Below are 18,321 nucleotides of genomic sequence, written 5' to 3' on the forward strand. Positions count from 1 at the left end.
ACGAACAAAGTTATTCATTCATGAAAACTAAGGAGGTTAAATCATATTGGACAAAAAACAATCTTTAAAGACAGCAGCCTATGAAGTTTTTTCGAAAAAAGGTTACAAGGCAACAGGAATTTCAGAAATTGCTAGGCAAGCTGGTGTTGCAGTTGGTTCTTTTTATAACTATTATGAGAGTAAAGAAGCTATTTTTCTAGACATCTATATAGATGAAAACAACCGTGTTCGCCAAGCTATGATCGAAGAACTGGATTGGGAAATTGACATGATCGACCTCATTGGTCAACTATTTGCTCAGTCCAGAACTCTCGTTTCTTCCAATAAAATCCTTGCAGAATGGTACAATCCTGCCATCGCAGATGAGTTGCACAGCTACTATTCCTCGGAAGAAGGCAAAGTCGCAAATCCTTTTCATCAGTTTCTAGTTAAAACTTTTACAAATCGTATGCAGGCTGAAGGGTACTCGCCAGAAAAGATTCAAGATATTTTACAGGTTTATAATCTTTTTTACTATATGGATATGCATATCACGGAAAAAGATTTTCCAGATATTGGCAAAACTGTTGAAATACTTGCAACCAACTTCATTAAAGGAGTTCTAAAATAAAGAATGGATTTCTTTATTTTTTGAAAAGATATGAATGAATTATTTTATAATTCATTCATAAAATTAAGAACAGGAGTCATAAAAAATGAAAAGAGGTAAAAAAATGTTTATTATCATTCTATCAACACTTGGAGCGCTATGTATTATAACTTGGAGTGTCATCGCTTATCTGGGACGAAGCCAGACATTATCGATAAAATCCATCGAAAACCCCAGCGGAGATCTATATTTAATTCATATCACAAAACCGAGTCAGCAAATCTGGAAAGCTGGGGCTTATGCTAAGTTTACACTCCCTGATACCTCGTCTACTGCTAGTAAATATGAAGCTAAGGGAGAGCAGACCAGTCGATGGCTAACCATTGCCTCCACACCTGATGAAGATGAAATTCTCATCTTGACTCATAATAGTGGTAGCAACTTTAAGAACACCTTTACACATTTACCGGCTGGCAGTGAGATTGAGATGAGTTGGCTGGATTCCTCTTTGACTGTTAAAGATACGAGTAAGCTACTAGTTTGCTTTGCATCTGATGTCGGCATTTCTGCTCTACGCCCCCTTATCAAAGAATGGGCTGGTAAATGTCCGATTATTCTCAGCCATTTTGACAAAGGAGTTACTATTTTCGATAATGAGATGAAAGAACTGGCTCAAAAAACACCGAATTTTACTTATAAAACTAGCGATGAACTTTCTCAAAGTCAAGAATTTTTAAAACGTGCTATTGATGAATACGGCAATCAAGCCAACTATCTCATCACAGGTAAGCCTGATGATGTAAATGAGATGAAGAATTTTTTAAAGGAAAATGGGATTGATAGCAAAAACATACAAGTAAGCTCGTTTAGAGGTTTGAAATAGGAGCAATCTATCTTCTATGTATTTCAATCAAACCCTACTAGGTCATTCGAACAAGCCCACTAGCTAATTCTTAGTAAATGTGATAGCATAAACATAGAGAAAGGAGCTTTTATGGCCAATATTTTTGACTACTTAAATGATGTAGCATACGATTCCTTTTATGACCTCCCCGTGAACGAGTTAGATGTTCTTGCCTTGACTGAATTAACCTACCTTGCTTTTGATAATGTAGTCACCCAAGAACCAAAGCGTCTCATAGATCTTGCATCTCAAATCCCTAGAGGCACGACTATTCTGACCAATAAGAACCGTCTTCAATTGTTAGATCAGCTTGCTCAACACAAACGCTTTAAAAATTGCAAGCTCTCAGACTTTATTAACGATATTGATCCTGAATTGCAAAAACAGTTTGCAGCCATGACTTATGGTATCAGTCTCGATACCTATTTGCTTGTTTTTCGTGGGACGGATGATAGTATCATCGGTTGGAAAGAAGATTTCCATATGACCTATATGAAGGAAATCCCAGCTCAAAAACACGCCCTCCAGTATTTAGAGAATTTTTTTGCTCAACACCCCAACCAAAAGGTTATCCTAGCAGGACACTCAAAAGGGGGCAATCTAGCTGTCTATGCTGCCAGTCAACTTGATCCAAACTTGCAGAAAAACATTATCTCTGTCTATACTTTTGATGCCCCTGGACTTCACAAGGAACTAACCGAAACAGCTGGCTATCAAAACATGATGGAAAGAACGAAAGTATTTGTCCCACAAGGGTCTATCATCGGGATGATGCTGGAAATTCCGGATAAAAAAATCGTCGTTCGAAGCACCGCCTTAGGCGGTCTTGCCCAGCATGACACCTTTAGTTGGCAGGTTGAAGACAAACACTTTGTCCAACTAGACGAGACCAATAGTGACAGCCAGCAAGTCGATACTACCTTCAAGGAATGGGTTGAGACGGTCCCTGATACTGAACTGCAGCTCTACTTTGACCTCTTTTTTGGAATCATTCTCGATGCAGGCATCTCCTCTATCAACGATCTTTCTTCCTTCAAGGTCATTGAACACATTCACCATCTCTTTATCCAAGCCCAATCCCTCACTCCTGAAGAAAGAGAAACCATGGGACGCTTAACCCAACTCTTGATTGACACCCGCTACCAAGCTTGGAAAAATCGAGAATAGACAAAAAACCAACTAATCATTAGATTAGTTGGTTTTTTGTTTAAGAAACTAATGGATACTACTTAGAATCTCGAGTATAGAATTAGTCTTCTTTTTTCTTACGAGACACAAGTCCAAATCCGCTCATCAAACCAAGTACTCCTAGAGCTGCCAAAGCTACATGATCTTCCGTACCAGTATTAGGTAATTCTTTGGTTGCTTTAGTAGTTGGAGATTGCTCAGTCGGTTTTTGTTGAGGGGCAGTAACAACTTTTTCGTAGACATGCTCTGTGTCGCCGTTTGGAAGTTTCTTAGTCTCTACGAAGCGGTAACCTGGAATATCTTTCTTAGGTTGTTCACCGTCTTCGGTTGGATAGCCTGGAATTTCATTGCCTTCCTTATCCTTATGACTGGTCTTAACCTTCTCATAAACGTGTTCTGTGTCACCGTTTGGAAGTTTCTTAGTCTCTACGAAGCGGTAACCTGGAATATCTTTCTTCGGTTGTTCGCCGTCTTCTGTTGGATAACCTGGAATTTCATTGCCTTCCTTATCCTTGTGACTGGTCTTAACCTTCTCATAAACGTGTTCTGTATCACCGTTTGGAAGTTTCTTAGTCTCTACGAAGCGGTAACCTGGAATTTCTTTCTTCGGTTGTTCGCCGTCTTCTGTTGGATAACCTGGAATTTCATTGCCTTCCTTATCCTTGTGACTGGTCTTAACCTTCTCATAAACGTGTTCTGTGTCACCGTTTGGAAGTTTCTTAGTCTCTACGAAGCGGTAGCCTGGAATATCTTTCTTAGGTTGTTCGCCGTCTTCGCTTGGATAGCCTGGAATCTCGTTGCCTTCCTTATCCTTGTGACTAGTCTTCACTTTTTCGTAGATGTGCTCTGTATCTCCATTTGGAAGTTTCTTGGTCTCTACGAAGCGGTAGCCTGGAATATCTTTCTTAGGTTGTTCGCCGTCTTCGCTTGGATAGCCTGGAATCTCGTTCCCTTCCTTATCCTTATGACTAGTCTTAACCTTCTCATAAACATGTTCTGTGTCACCGTTTGGAAGTTTCTTAGTCTCTACGAAGCGGTAACCTGGGATATCTTTCTTCGGTTGTTCGCCGTCTTCTGTTGGATAACCTGGAATTTCATTGCCTTCCTTATCCTTATGACTGGTCTTAACCTTCTCATAAACGTGTTCTGTGTCACCGTTTGGAAGTTTCTTAGTCTCTACGAAGCGGTAACCTGGAATTTCTTTCTTCTGTTGTTCGCCGTCTTCTGTTGGATAACCTGGAATTTCATTGCCTTCCTTATCCTTGTGACTGGTCTTAACCTTCTCATAAACGTGTTCTGTATCACCGTTTGGAAGTTTCTTAGTCTCTACGAAGCGGTAACCTGGGATATCTTTCTTCGGTTGTTGGCCGTCTTCGGTTGGATAACCTGGAATTTCATTGCCTTCCTTATCCTTGTGACTGGTCTTAACCTTCTCATAAACGTGCTCTGTGTCGCCGTTTGGAAGTTTCTTAGTCTCTACGAAGCGGTAACCTGGGATATCTTTCTTCGGTTGTTCGCCGTCTTCGCTTGGATAACCTGGAATGTCATTCCCTTCTTTATCCTTGTGACTGGTCTTCACTTTTTCGTAGACATGTTCTGTGTCGCCGTTTGGAAGTTTTTTGGTCTCTACGAAGCGGTAACCTGGAATATCTTTCTTAGGTTGTTCGCCGTCTTCGCTTGGATAACCTGGAATTTCATTCCCTTCTTTATCCTTGTGACTAGTCTTCACTTTTTCGTAGACATGTTCTGTGTCGCCGTTTGGAAGTTTTTTGGTCTCTACGAAGCGGTAACCTGGAATATCTTTCTTAGGTTGTTCGCCGTCTTCGGTTGGATAACCTGGAATGTCATTCCCTTCCTTATCCTTATGACTAGTCTTAACCTTCTCATAAACGTGTTCTGTGTCGCCGTTTGGAAGTTTCTTAGTCTCTACGAAGCGGTAGCCTGGAATATCTTTCTTCGGTTGTCCACCGTCTTCGGTTGGGTGGCCTGGAATTTCATTGCCTTCCTTATCCTTATGACTAGTCTTAACCTTCTCATAAACGTGTTCTGTGTCGCCGTTTGGAAGTTTCTTAGTCTCTACGAAGCGGTAGCCTGGAATATCTTTCTTAGGTTGTTCACCGTCTTCGGTTGGGTGGCCTGGAATGTCATTGCCTTCCTTATCCTTATGACTAGTCTTAACCTTCTCATAAACGTGTTCTGTGTCGCCGTTTGGAAGTTTCTTAGTCTCTACGAAGCGGTAGCCTGGAATATCTTTCTTAGGTTGTTCGCCGTCCTCGGTTGGAATTAATGTATTCCCCTTAGTATCTACAAATGAAGTAATTGGACGGACAGTCGGAGTGTATCTTGCAGTTATTTCTGTTCCGTTCTTATCAACTCGTTTGACTGTAACTCCTGAAGCCTTCCCAACAAAGTCTTTTTCTGGTGTGAAAGTTACCACACCATTTTCATCAATGGTATAAGTTCCTTCTCCCGGAACAACTTTCTTAGTTGTGCCATCATCAAAGGTTGGTTTAACATTTTCATCAATTTCAACAGTCTTCTCTACACCGTTTACTTCAACTTTACCACCAGTAAAAGTTGGTGTACCGTTTTGTGTTTGCCCTTTAGGACCTTCAGATTCATCATCTGTAGAAGTTGGTTTAACAGGTATTACAGTTGGAGTATACGTTGCTGTAGCAGTTGCTGTAATATCCGTATCATTAGCATCTTTTCCTAATTTTGCAGTAAGTGAAACTGTGACAGGTGTAGCTGTACCGGTAAATGTCTTCAATGGAACAAAAGTTACTTCACCTGTTTCATTATCAATTGAGTAGGTACCCTGACCATCAATTGTTAGAGTATCAACAAATCCACCTGTTTTTGGATCTACTAACTTAGCAGGCGAAAAAGCACTTGGTTTTACTGGTGATCCATCTCCAACAGATGTAAAGGTTGGAGTTTCTTTTTGAGTAGCACCTTGAATATCAGTCGAAGTCACATTATGCCCTTCAATCGTATCAGTTACTGTAATATGGTAGGTTGTTGTAGCGGTTGATGAATCAACTCCATGATCAACTCCCGACTCAGTTCCACCGATTGTTGCTTCAGTAGTGTAATTTCCATTACTATCAATAACATCAATCTTAACAGTATATACCCCTACTTCATTTAAGCTATATCCACTAGCAATATTGTAGTTATTTGCATCTTGTTTAGTGTCATAAACCTTCTGAACTCCTGAAGGAGATGTTACTGTAATACGAGTAATGTAAGTTGTTTTTCCGTACTTAGTATCTTCAGAGTCTGAGATGCTTACTGCAGCTTTTGCTTCATTACGAAGGTCAACAGCTGTACCTTTTGTTGAAGTATAATCTTGTGAAGTTGCTGTTGGTTTTGTATTTACAACCGTTGCCACGTCTGTATTTGTGGCAATAGTCCCTCTAATAATACCACCAAATCCAGACTTAGTATGAACTTCCCAAGAGTCATTTCCTAGCTTAGTAGCGGTCACTTCTGTGCCATCAGACGACGCCCAGGTATTTGAATGTTTATCGTAGGTGATCGTTACTGACATTCCATCACCTGTTTGATTTGTGTTCTTAGAAACATAAATCGTTTCTGGACGAGTTGGCGTTTCGACACTTGTCACTTTCTCAGTGCTATCAAGCTGTCGAATGTACTCATAGATATAAAATTTCATACCACCGTCTTGCTGAGCTTCTGTGTACACTTGACGTTTAGTCCATCTTGTCGTACCATCACCATTCAGTGTTTTACTTTCAGCATAGTCGCCAGGTAACTCCCAGTGTCCAGTAGCCTTATTAAAAGTCGCAGTATGTTTTTGCCCATCTGTTCCATTTAACTCAACTTGTTCACGTAAGAAAGTTCCCTTAACATTTTCAGCAGATGCTTCTACTTTGATATTATCAACACCAACTTTGGCAGTTGCCTCTGATGTCACAGGAATATTAAAGACTGTATCGGAATCTACAATACCTAATTCTTGATTTTCAGAAACAGCTGTGTTGGTTGAGGCACTGTCTACGAGCCATTTGCCATTAACTGCTTTTAGATTGGTTACAGTACCATCAGGCATTGTTACCTTAGCACTTGATGCACCTTTAGAAATTTTAACTGGTACAACTGTTGAGTAAGTTTCAACGTTTTGAACCTCAACCTTAGGTTTCACGACTAATGTTACAGTAGCATGTGCTTCTTGTCCAGATTGGTTCCAGACATTATTATTAGCCAATTTATCATAATCTTTTGCAAATACGGAGACTGTGTAAATTCCTGCTTCAGTTAATTTTCCAGAAATGATTCCTCTCCCCATATTCGTTTGATCAGCAGCTTGCTCATCAGAAGTACTATTTGCAACACTATAGCTAGTACCTGGAATTAGGACTTTAGAATCATCTAATTGTTCACCAATAGTATTATATCCCGAAACTCCTGTCACTGCTCTAGAAAATCTTTGAGGCACTCTTACAACTTTTCCTTCAACCGTCGTGTAGTTATAAGTTCCTCGACTATTTGCTGGTGTTGCACTGGCACCTGATTCGTCATAGAATTGAATGTTTACATTAGCATCATCACCTACTTTACGATCATAACGCTCAGAATCTGATTTTATTTTAGGAGGCGTACTATCTTGCCATCCGACCCAACCAGCACGAAGATTCTGAATTTGGAAAGTTACCGTACGACCGTCTGTATTGGTCGCAGTAATATTAAATCGTAAATCATAAACTCCATTTTCAATATCCGCTATAACTTTTCCTTGAATTGTGTCTGTTTCTGAATCGTATGTCAATCCCGGCACAAGGTTAGTTGGGGTTACAGAAGTTAAACTCCAACCAGCTTGCTTGGCATTCTCAGAAACAGCGATACGATCTTTCAAGCCTTTAATATAAACTCTGTCAACTCCTTGTTCATACCCATAGCCATAAATTTCTGTAGCTAGGTATTCATAACCACCGTTAGCAGAGTATATTGACGTCGCAGCGTTTGAAATTCTTGACCCATCCGCACGGAGTTTATTTCTCCAAAGTGGTGCTTCTTCAGCTAACTTTTTAGCAGCATCAGGGGTTAATGGATAGTCTACACGTCCTTTGTTGTTATGTCCAGTTTTTCCACCTTGTTCTGTATGCATCCCATTTCCAGCATTGGTATCTTCACCAGTCCGTTGATTAGAATAGACTTCAATCTCTAGCCCTGTAGCATCAGTACCCGTAATTAATTTAATTTCTTGGACTGGAATTGTATAGGTATCTTTACCAGTATGATTTGAAGCGTTTATTTCCGATGCATGAGTTGTGTTAGAACCCTCTTCGGCATAGAAATCTTGAGCAGCCAAAGCTACTCCGAAGTTTCCGTCTTTTCCAACTCCCGCTTTCTTCAAATCATTGTAGACAGCAAGAATGGAATCATTTAAGCGTGACAATTGATCATTGATTTGTTTAGCTGTAAGGGTATCATTCGCTAGGACTTTTTTCGTTTCTGCAATAACTTCTTTATTATTAGCTATCGCCGCCTCAATTGCCGCTTTGTTTTCAGCCTCAAGCTTATTTTTCCGGACTGCTTCAGTTGCTAAAACATTGGTTACCTCAGCTTCAGACGTAACTTGTTCTAAGACTTTTTTACCTTCTTGGACTGGTTCGACAGTTTCTTTTGTTTCTTCTACTTTTTCTGCTTTTTCTGTAGATCCCGTTATTTTCTCAACTTCGGTAGACTCAGCAAATACCGTAATTAAATCTCTAATCTTAGCAAGTTCAGTATCCACTTCCTCTTGCTCAACTATCTCTTTTGAGATGACAGATTTCGCAGAATCTAATAGTTCTTTAGCAGATGATAATACTATGTCATCTATATTCTTTGCTGTTTTTACTTTCTCTTCAAGTTCTGTAATTTTTTTAACTAAATCCGTTTTATCAACCGTCTTAAGGGCAACTTCTTTTTCTTTTTTTATCGAATTTTCAGGTGTTTTTGTTTCCGTAGAAGATTCCGTATTCAATGTCGATGTTGAAACAAGCGTAGTATCTGCTCCTTGAAGTTCCATCGCAGATACTGCTCCATTGCCCAAAAACATCAAACCTGCTGAAATTGCTACTGATGCTACTCCTAAACTATACTTTCGAATCCCGTATCGAATGTATTTCTCCGTTCTAAAACCCTGTTGCTTACTCTTCATAAGATACACAACCTCCCTATTTTTATTATGTCGATATTGAAATATAGAAAAACAAAATTTCTTTCTCTCCTTAAAAAGGCTTTTAAATTTTGATATTTCAAAAGGATTATATCCTCATATTCAATATGCATATTCATACTAACATTTTCTGTTCTCTTTTTCAATATTTTTAATAATTTTATTTTAGAAAAATACAAAAATAATTTAATGGTAAATGTTTTAAAAAACCAATATCCACTTAGGTTTACAGCATGTAAACCCCCATAACCATTTATCTTATAATTAAATAAAATACACTTTAATGTATCAATTTATTTTTTAGAGTCTTGTAGAAGTTAAATTTTCCCAAGCCTTACATTGTTATAACAAAAAATTTTCTATAAGAAGTGCACAAATTTAACAGTATATTTCTTAGCCATTATTTATAGATTATCATGAAGATTTGACTTAGAGGCCTAGAACCTAAACCTTGACGAGAGATTCTTTTTTTGTTAAAATGTAACAAACCTTATTACATCTAATATAAGGTAAATCCATGAAAGGAATTCTACTATGAAATCATTAAAAGGTATTTTATTTATCGGACTTAGTATGCTTCTGACTATTCTGGCTTGGCTCAGTTCAGGCGCTAATCAGTTTCTAATCCCTGGTTTAGCTCTCACTACCCTCTCACTTACTTTTATACTAGCTAGCCGTTTACCCTTGCTTGAGGCTTGGTTTAACGGACTTGAAAAGATGTATCTAGCTCATAAATTCACGGCTTTTCTATCCATACTCCTACTAACCCTACACAACTTTAGCATGGGTGGTCTCTGGGGTTCGCATTTGGCCGCCCAGTTTGGAAATATTGCTATCTATATCTTTATCAGCATTGTTCTGGTTGCCTATCTGGGACAATATATCCAGTATGAAGCATGGAGATGGATTCATCGATTGGTTTATCTAGCCTATATCTTTGGCCTCTTCCATGTTTTGATGATCATGGGAAATCGTCTCCTCTCCTTTAGTTTCCTAGGTCTTATCTTTGGAATCTATGCTCTTTTAGGCTTGCTTGCAGGTTTTTATATTATTTTCCTTTATCAAAAGATCGGTTTCACCTATCTTGGAAAAATCGTAGGAATCAAACGCCTCAACCACGATACAGCTGAAATTGAAATAGAGCTCAGTCATCCTTTCACCTACGAATATGGACAATTTGCCTTTCTAAAAATTTTCCAAAAAGGTTTTGAGACTGCTCCACACCCTTTCTCCATCTCTGGAGGACAAGGACGAACTCTTTATTTTACGATAAAAAACTCTGGTGACCACACCAAAAATATCTATGACAATCTTCAAGTTGGTAGCAAGGTTGCAGTTGATCGCGCCTATGGGCATATGACTATGGAACATGGTCCAAAGCAGCAAATCTGGATTGCAGGTGGAATTGGAATGACACCTTTCATCTCTTATATCCGAGAACACCCTATCCTAGACAGGAACGTCCGCTTCTACTATAGTTTCCGTGGAGAGGAAAATGCTGTCTACCTAGATCTACTTCGTGACTACGCCCGTCAAAATGCTAACTTTGATCTGCAGCTGGTCGATAGCAATGAAAAAGGATACCTGACTTTGGATCAAGAAGAAATCCCTGACCAGACTACAGTCTATATGTGTGGACCTCTTCCTATGATGAAGGCCCTTGCCAAGCAAATCAAGAAAAAGAATCCTAAAGTAAAACTCATTTACGAAGATTTCAAGTTTAAATAAGATCATTGTCCCTCTAGCACAAAAGAGGGACTTTCTTTTCACTTTATTTCCCTCTTCTGTGCTATACTTAGTTTAGTACATTCTTTGAGATTGGAGCCAGTATGAAAATCCATAAAACCGTGAATCCCGTTGCCTATGAAAACACTTATTATCTAGAAGGGGACCAACACCTGATTGTGGTTGACCCAGGTAGCCATTGGGAAGCTATTCGCAAGACTATCGAGAAGATCAACAAACCCGTCTGCGCGATTCTCCTGACCCACACCCACTACGACCATATTATGAGTCTGGACTTGGTTCGCGAGACTTTTGGAAATCCCACAGTTTATGTAGCAGAGAGCGAAGCTAGCTGGCTTTACACTCCAGTCGATAATCTCTCTGGTCTCCCTCGTCATGATGATCTGGCAGATGTGGTCGCAAAACCAGCAGAGCACACCTTTGTCTTTCATGAAGAATACCAGCTTGAGGAATTTCGTTTTACCGTTCTACCAACCCCAGGGCACTCTATCGGCGGCGTTTCTATCGTCTTTCCTGATGCTCATCTAGTCTTGACCGGAGATGCTCTATTCCGAGAAACCATCGGACGGACGGACCTTCCTACAGGTAGCACGGAACAACTCCTCCATAGCATTCAGACGCAACTTTTCACTCTTCCTAACTACGATGTCTATCCTGGACATGGTCCAGCTACGACCATCGCTCACGAAAAGACCTTTAATCCCTTTTTCTAACAAGCAAAAAACCAAGGAAATTTTCCTTGGTTTTTGTCTTACCAAATAATCACACGGTCCTCTGGTGAACGCCACATGCCGTCGCCTTCTTTGACATCGTATGTTGTAAAGAAGTCATCGAAGTTTGGTACTTGAACGTTGACACGGAGTTTGGCAGGCGCGTGCACATCGACACTGGCCATGAGTTTCATCAACTCAGGACGGCCTTTCATGCGCCAGATACGAGCAAAGTTGTGGAAAAATTCTTCAGCTGAGAAGTCTGGTTCTCTCTTAGCAGCTTCAAGGGCTGCAGCAATTCCGCCCAAGTCAGCAACGTTTTCTGATACAGTTAGTTTTCCGTTGATTCTTGCTCCGTAAGATTCTTGGCCATCAAACTGGTCGATAACTTTTTGTGTTTTTTCTTTAAAGGCAGCATAGTCACTCTCTGTCCACCAATCCTTGAGGCTACCATTTTCATCAAAGGACGCACCATTTGTGTCAAAGGCATGAGAGATTTCATGGGCAATAACAGCACCAATACCACCGTAGTTAGCTGAAGACGACTGATGCAAATCATAGAATGGAGCCTGTAAAATGGCAGCTGGGAAGACAATCAAGTTCTTCTGAGGATTGTAGTAGGCATTGACCATGTGTGCTGGCATGCCCCACTCCTTGTAATCAACCGGTTGGTTCCACTTGCTCCAGCTGTGCTTGATTTCCACACTCCCAAAGGCTAGGGCATTCTCAAAGAGACTGGCAGTTTCATCCACTACTTTGTCCTTGTAGCGTTCTGGCAATTCCTCTGGATAACCGATATAAGGCTTGATGACATTGAGTTTGACAATGGCCTTGTCTCGCGTTTCAGGCGTGAGCCAGTCGTTCTTGGCCAAGCGTTCCTTATAAACGTCAATCATTGTCGCTACTTTTTTCTCTACGTCAGCCTTAGCTTCTGGAGAGAATTTTTCATGCGCATACCAGAGACCAAGGGCTTGCTTAAAGGGACCTTGGGCCAAGTGATAGGCTGCCTTGACCTTGTCCTGAGCTTCTGGAACACCTGAAAGGGCACGTCCATAGGCACCTGACAAAACACGAATCTCGTCAGTTAGATAGCTGGTTGAAAGATTGACTACGCCCAAAATCAAAGTCGCCTTAAGCAAAGGCCATGCTTCTTCACTATAGAATTGGTCTGCTGCTTGCCAGAAACGTTCCTCGTCTACGATAACCTTGTCTGGAGTCTGTCCAAGAACTGCTTGGAAGAAATCATCCAAAGGTAGGGCAGGGGCAAATTTCTTGAAATCTTCATAAGCGTATGGATGGTAGAGTTTGGCATACTCTGAACTTTCTTCGTTAGAAAGCACTACAGCCGCAATACGACGGTCCAATTCCAATCTCTTCTCTAGTAAGTCTGCGATTTCCTCGTCTGAGAAATCATAGGCTTTGAGAAGATTCGTTGTACTTTCCTTCCAAAGAGTCAAGAGCTCCTCACGTTGAGGATGGTCTTCAGCATAGTAGGTTGTATCTGGCAAGATTGTTCCTGGAGCACTGGCCCAAAGAACATTGGTTCTGGCATCCATAAAGTCTGGCGATACACCAAATGGAAGGAAGTTTGGTTTACCAGCTAGTTCGAACTCTGCCAGTTTGCTGGTAAAATCTGCAAAACTCTCCAAATCCTGATATTCCTTGAGCAGAGGAAGGACGGGCTTGATCCCATCTGATTCTCTCTTATCAAAATCGCGTACCATGCGATGGTACTTAACAAAGTTTGCGAGGATAGCATCCTCTGGGACATCCTCTCCTGCCAACCACTTGTCCGTAGTTGCCAGCATTAACTCTTCAATTTCCTCATCAAGGTCAATAAAGCCACCTGTTCGAGATTTATCAGCTGGAATGACAGCTGTCTTTTCCCATTCGCCATTGATTGCATCATAAAAATCGTCTTGATAACGTGTCATCTTGTTCTCGCTTTCATTTTTCACTTATTCTTAGCTTAGCAAAAAACACTTGGGAATGCAATTAAAAATGGTCTCTCTTTTTTCTTCATTTTTCAGTTATTATTTTAAATTTTTCAAAAATTAACTTGACTTAATTTTTTTTTTAATGTATATTAAAAGATAGGAGGAATACAACTGTATGATACGTATCGAAAACCTCAGTGTCTCCTACAAAGAGACGTTGGCACTAAAGGATATTTCACTAGTGCTCCAAGGACCAACTATTACCGGAATTATTGGTCCAAACGGTGCTGGAAAATCAACTTTATTAAAAGGTATGTTGGGAATTATCCCACATGAAGGTCAGGCCTTTCTCGACGACAAAGAAGTCAAGAAATCTTTACATCGAGTTGCCTATGTCGAGCAAAAAATCCATATCGACTACAATTTCCCTATCAAGGTCAAGGAATGTGTCTCACTGGGACTCTATCCATCTATCCCGCTTTTTCACACTTTAAAGGCCAGCCACTGGAAAAAAGTGGCAGAGGCTCTTGAAATCGTTGGACTTTCAGACTATGCTGATCGCCAAATCAGCCAGCTCTCAGGAGGACAATTCCAACGTGTGTTGATTGCCCGCTGCCTTGTGCAGGAAGCTGACTACATCTTTTTAGATGAGCCTTTTGTCGGGATTGACTCGGTTAGTGAAGAGATTATCATGAACACGCTGAGAGACCTAAAAAAATCTGGTAAAACAGTTCTCATCGTCCATCATGACCTCAGCAAAGTCCCCCATTATTTCGACCAAGTTTTGCTTCTCAATCGAGAATTAATAGACCTTGGTCCGACTATAGAAACCTTTACCGAAGCCAATCTTAAAAAGGCCTACGGTAGCAAACTCTTTTTCAATGGAGGTGACCTATGATAGCAGAATTTATCAATGGATTGCAAAATTTCCATTTCCTACAAAACGCCTTGATAACAGCTATTGTCATCGGAGTTGTTGCTGGAGCTGTGGGATGTTTTATCATCCTACGTGGGATGTCTCTCATGGGAGATGCTATCTCTCACGCAGTTTTGCCCGGCGTAGCCCTTTCCTTTATCCTGGGAATTGATTTCTTTATTGGAGCGATCATCTTTGGTTTGATGGCTTCCATCATCATTACCTACATCAAGGGAAACTCTATCATCAAGAGTGACACCGCCATTGGTATTACCTTTTCATCTTTCTTAGCCTTAGGTGTCATCTTGATTAGTGTTGCCAAGAGTTCGACAGACCTCTTCCATATCCTTTTTGGGAATATCCTCGCTGTCCAAGATACGGACATGTGGATCACCATCGGTGTTGGGGCATTGATTCTTTTGATTATCGGGATTTTCTTTAAACAACTATTGATTACATCCTTTGACGAGCTCCTGGCTAAAGCCATGGGAATGCCCGTCAATTTCTACCACTATCTGCTCATGGTGCTCTTGACCCTTGTGTCAGTCACCGCCATGCAAAGTGTTGGAACTATTCTTATCGTAGCCATGTTGATCACCCCAGCTGCGACGGCTTACCTTTATGCTAATAGCCTAAAGAGCATGATTTTCCTTTCATCAACCCTAGGGGCAACCGCTTCTGTTTTGGGACTCTTTATCGGCTATAGCTTCAATCTCGCAGCAGGATCCAGCATCGTGCTCACATCCGCCAGCTTCTTTCTAATCAGTTTCTTTATCTCTCCTAAACAACGATACTTGAAACTAAAAAATAAAAAAATCAATAAATAAGGGGAAACCCTTCTGGAGGAATCTAATGAAAAAATTAGGTACATTGCTTGTACTCTTTCTTTCCGTCATTGCACTTGTAGCATGTGCTAGCGGAAAAAAAGATGCTACTTCTGGTCAAAAACTAAAAGTTGTTGCTACAAACTCAATCATCGCTGATATTACCAAAAATATCGCTGGCGATAAGATCGATCTTCACAGTATCGTTCCTGTTGGTCAAGACCCACACGAGTACGAACCACTTCCTGAAGACGTAAAGAAAACTTCTGAGGCTGACCTCATTTTCTATAACGGTATCAACCTTGAAACAGGTGGCAATGCTTGGTTTACCAAATTGGTCGAAAATGCCAAGAAAACTGAAAACAAAGACTACTTTGCAGTCAGCGAAGGCGTTGATGTTATCTACCTTGAAGGCCAAAACGAGAAAGGCAAAGAAGACCCACACGCTTGGCTCAACCTTGAAAATGGGATGATTTATGCTAAAAATATCGCTAAACAGCTCATTGCCAAAGATCCTAGCAACAAGGAATTCTACGAAAAAAATCTCAAAGACTATACTGAAAAACTAGACAAACTAGACAAGGAAGCCAAAGAGAAATTTAACAATATCCCTGCTGAAAAGAAACTCATCGTAACCAGCGAAGGATGCTTCAAATACTTCTCTAAAGCCTACGGTGTCCCAAGTGCCTACATCTGGGAAATCAACACGGAAGAAGAAGGTACACCGGAACAAATCAAGACCTTGGTTGAAAAACTTCGCCAAACAAAAGTTCCATCACTCTTTGTTGAATCAAGTGTCGATGACCGTCCAATGAAGACTGTTTCACAAGACACAAACATCCCAATCTACGCACAAATCTTTACTGACTCAATTGCTGAAGAAGGCAAAGAAGGCGACAGCTACTACAGCATGATGAAATACAACCTTGACAAGATTGCTGAAGGTTTGTCTAAGTAATCCATTAAAAACGTCGTTCTCACATGAACAGGCGTTTTTTATCGCTTAATTTCCAGTCAAATCATTGGAAAAATCTGACAATTCTCGGTAAAATAAAAGAAAAAAGAATGGAGTAGTTTCATGACCACTTTTCTCGGAAATCCTGTAACCTTTACAGGTAAACAACTGCAAGTCGGAGACAAGGCACTTGACTTTTCTCTTACGACAACCGGTCTCTCTAAAAAAACGCTAGCTGACTTTGAAGGAAAGAAAAAAGTCTTGAGTGTTGTCCCTTCTATCGATACTGGTATCTGCTCAACGCAAACACGTCGATTCAACCAAGAACTAGCTAACCTCGACAATACCGTCGTTCTTACTGTTTCTATGGACCTACCATTTGCCCAAGGACGCTGGTGCGGGGCTGAAGGCCTTGACAATGCCATCATGCTTTCAGACTATTTTGACCATTCTTTCGGGCGCGATTATGCCCTCTTGATCAACGAATGGCATCTCCTTGCACGTGCCGTCTTTGTTCTCGATACTGACAATGTCATCCGTTATGTAGAATACGTTGACAACATCAACACGGAACCAGACTTTGAAGCTGCTATTGCTGCAGTAAAAGAACTGGACTAAAATCAAAGCCATTAGGGCAGAAGGCTAGAGAAATCTAGCTTTTTTTGATATACTAGATGGAGAGAAAAGACAAGAGGAAACGAATGACGCCAAATAAAGAAGACTACCTAAAATGTATTTATGAAATCGGTACGGAAATGCAAAAAATCACCAATAAGGAAATTGCTGCCCGTATGCAAGTCTCTCCACCTGCCGTAACAGAGATGATCAAACGCATGAAAAGTGAAAATCTCATCCTCAAGGACAAGGAGAATGGCTATCTATTGACAGATATTGGGCTCAAACTAGTCTCCGAGCTCTATCGCAAACACCGGTTGATTGAGGTCTTTCTAGTTCACCATCTCGACTATACCAGTGACCAGATCCACGAAGAAGCCGAGGTCCTAGAGCACACTGTATCCGATCTCTTCGTAGAGAGACTGGATAAACTGCTGGGCTTCCCTAAAACCTGTCCCCACGGAGGAACCATCCCAGCCAAGGGAGAGCTCTTGGTTGAAATCAACAACTTACCACTGGCAGGTACCAAGGAAGCTGGAACCTATCTCCTGACTCGAGTTCACGATAGCTTTGACTTACTTAAATACTTAGAAAAGCATGAGATTCATATCGGTAACCAAGTCAAAGTCAAGCAGTTTGATAATTTTTCCAATACCTTTACACTGGTCAACAAAGGTGAAGACCTCCAAGTTAGTATGGATATCGCCAAACAACTCTATGTCGAAAAAATCAACTAAGCCCTTATTCTTGAAAGAAATTCCTTTCAGGGATTTTTTATTATTTTAGTTGTAAGTTCCATTCGTTTGATGTAGAATGAAGCTAGATAAAAGAGGGAGGTCTTCCTATGAAAAAGCTCTTTAGAATCCATTTTGCAGCCATTGTAGTCAGCGATTTGCTACTGTTGGTAACTTTCAGACCCCGATACGAACTTTCTTTGGAGAGAGGCCTGATTTTTTGCTTCATTTTCATCCTTGCTCAAGGACTACTGCTATTTCGCTTGGTCAATCGACTCAAAAAACAGTTCTCTGAGATTTATCCTCAGATGAACAAAAAAATTCGCTTCTACTATTTAGGAGTGCTCATCAGCGATTTTCTATTATTTGTCTTTTTAGCCATCACTGACCCTCAATATTTCTACTCTCTTACTCCAGTCTTTACTTCCTGTCATTCTACTTTATATTATATGACGGCTAGCCACCTAAGAGAAAACTATCCCGACTTTTACAACAAACACATCGCCTTCTGGGAGTGTCTATAAACAAAAACCAAGCCAACTGGGCTTGGTTTTCTTATCTATTTTTAGTATCAAGAATGATGGTAACTGGCCCATCATTTACCAGCTCCACCTGCATATCCGCTCCAAAGATGCCTGTCTGAACAGGTACTTCCTGAGCTAGCTTTTGATTGAAAAACTCATAGAAGGCAGTTGCTATATCCGGCTTGGCTGCACCTGTAAAGGCGGGACGATTGCCTTTCTTGGTATCCGCAAAGAGGGTAAACTGGGAAATAGAAAGGATTTCCCCTTCAATATCCTTGACAGATAGGTTCATTTTCCCTTCCGCATCAGAAAAAATCCGCATGTTGACGAGCTTTCTCACAGCATAGTCCAAATCTTCCTCTTGGGCCTCTGGACCAACACCGACCAGCAATAAGAGTCCCTGATTGATCTTTCCATGAACCTGACCTTCGATACTGACTTGAGCTTTTTTAACCCGTTGGATAATGATTTTCATAATAGCCTTTCTAGTAA

The 18,321-nt window shown here is 40.6% G+C and carries 14 protein-coding genes; 11 read left to right on the top strand and 3 right to left on the bottom strand.

The window, feature by feature from the left end:
- Positions 1–40: 40 nt before the first annotated feature.
- The 3 genes from PCY17_RS02930 to PCY17_RS02940 all read left to right on the top strand — a co-directional run bounded on the left by PCY17_RS02930 (position 41) and on the right by PCY17_RS02940 (position 2,660).
- Positions 41–610 carry a TetR/AcrR family transcriptional regulator gene (locus PCY17_RS02930; RefSeq protein ID WP_049549829.1) on the top strand — a complete coding sequence of 190 codons (570 nt, stop codon included), beginning with the start codon at positions 41–43 and terminating at the stop codon, positions 608–610.
- 85 nt (positions 611–695) lie between these two features.
- Entirely contained in the window at positions 696–1,472 is a 777-nt protein-coding gene (locus PCY17_RS02935) for a ferredoxin reductase (protein WP_301391671.1), read from the top strand.
- Positions 1,473–1,583: 111 nt separating this feature from the next.
- Complete coding sequence (locus PCY17_RS02940) at positions 1,584–2,660, top strand: DUF2974 domain-containing protein (RefSeq protein ID WP_247924010.1); 1,077 nt, start codon at positions 1,584–1,586, stop codon at positions 2,658–2,660.
- A gap of 82 nt (positions 2,661–2,742) precedes the next feature.
- Here PCY17_RS02940 and PCY17_RS02945 read toward each other — a convergent pair whose 3' ends face one another.
- Positions 2,743–8,850 (bottom strand): YSIRK-type signal peptide-containing protein, encoded by a 6,108-nt coding sequence (locus PCY17_RS02945; protein ID WP_301391672.1) that lies wholly within the window; start codon positions 8,848–8,850, stop codon positions 2,743–2,745.
- Between the two features lie 552 nt (positions 8,851–9,402).
- On the opposite strand from PCY17_RS02945, the gene PCY17_RS02950 reads away from it, so the two are divergent.
- Together PCY17_RS02950 and PCY17_RS02955 are read left to right on the top strand one after the other, a co-directional pair.
- Positions 9,403–10,596, top strand: a complete 1,194-nt coding sequence (locus PCY17_RS02950) for an oxidoreductase (RefSeq protein ID WP_301391673.1) — start codon at positions 9,403–9,405, stop codon at positions 10,594–10,596.
- Positions 10,597–10,697: 101 nt separating this feature from the next.
- Entirely contained in the window at positions 10,698–11,327 is a 630-nt protein-coding gene (locus PCY17_RS02955) for an MBL fold metallo-hydrolase (protein ID WP_301391674.1), read from the top strand.
- 38 nt (positions 11,328–11,365) lie between these two features.
- Here the strand turns inward: PCY17_RS02955 and PCY17_RS02960 are convergent, their stop codons facing one another.
- Positions 11,366–13,258 carry a M13 family metallopeptidase gene (locus tag PCY17_RS02960; protein ID WP_301391675.1) on the bottom strand — a complete coding sequence of 631 codons (1,893 nt, stop codon included), beginning with the start codon at positions 13,256–13,258 and terminating at the stop codon, positions 11,366–11,368.
- A gap of 178 nt (positions 13,259–13,436) precedes the next feature.
- Between PCY17_RS02960 and PCY17_RS02965 the strand changes: the two genes are divergently transcribed.
- The 6 genes from PCY17_RS02965 (at position 13,437) to PCY17_RS02990 (ending at position 17,829) form a co-directional block, all read left to right on the top strand.
- Complete coding sequence (locus PCY17_RS02965; protein ID WP_049477396.1) at positions 13,437–14,159, top strand: metal ABC transporter ATP-binding protein; 723 nt, start codon at positions 13,437–13,439, stop codon at positions 14,157–14,159.
- The gene (locus PCY17_RS02970) at positions 14,156–15,004 is read left to right on the top strand and encodes a metal ABC transporter permease (protein WP_045617553.1); all 849 of its coding nucleotides are present in this window, start codon (positions 14,156–14,158) and stop codon (positions 15,002–15,004) included. The genes PCY17_RS02965 and PCY17_RS02970 overlap by 4 nt, the downstream gene beginning before the upstream one ends.
- A 25-nt stretch (positions 15,005–15,029) precedes the next feature.
- Positions 15,030–15,959 carry a metal ABC transporter substrate-binding lipoprotein/adhesin PsaA gene (gene psaA / locus PCY17_RS02975; RefSeq protein WP_000733080.1) on the top strand — a complete coding sequence of 310 codons (930 nt, stop codon included), beginning with the start codon at positions 15,030–15,032 and terminating at the stop codon, positions 15,957–15,959.
- A gap of 120 nt (positions 15,960–16,079) precedes the next feature.
- The gene (gene tpx, locus PCY17_RS02980) at positions 16,080–16,574 is read left to right on the top strand and encodes a thiol peroxidase (RefSeq protein ID WP_247924005.1); all 495 of its coding nucleotides are present in this window, start codon (positions 16,080–16,082) and stop codon (positions 16,572–16,574) included.
- Positions 16,575–16,657: 83 nt separating this feature from the next.
- A complete protein-coding gene (locus PCY17_RS02985; RefSeq protein WP_000188541.1) occupies positions 16,658–17,308 on the top strand; it encodes a metal-dependent transcriptional regulator in 651 nt (216 codons plus the stop codon).
- Positions 17,309–17,415: 107 nt separating this feature from the next.
- Positions 17,416–17,829: a hypothetical protein gene (locus tag PCY17_RS02990; protein WP_000732787.1), complete on the top strand. Its 414-nt coding sequence runs from the start codon at positions 17,416–17,418 to the stop codon at positions 17,827–17,829.
- A 31-nt stretch (positions 17,830–17,860) separates the two neighbouring features.
- Here PCY17_RS02990 and dtd read toward each other — a convergent pair whose 3' ends face one another.
- Positions 17,861–18,304: a D-aminoacyl-tRNA deacylase gene (gene dtd, locus PCY17_RS02995; protein WP_000691410.1), complete on the bottom strand. Its 444-nt coding sequence runs from the start codon at positions 18,302–18,304 to the stop codon at positions 17,861–17,863.
- Positions 18,305–18,321 lie beyond the last annotated feature (17 nt).

Source organism: Streptococcus sp. SO2 (genome assembly GCF_030440025.1).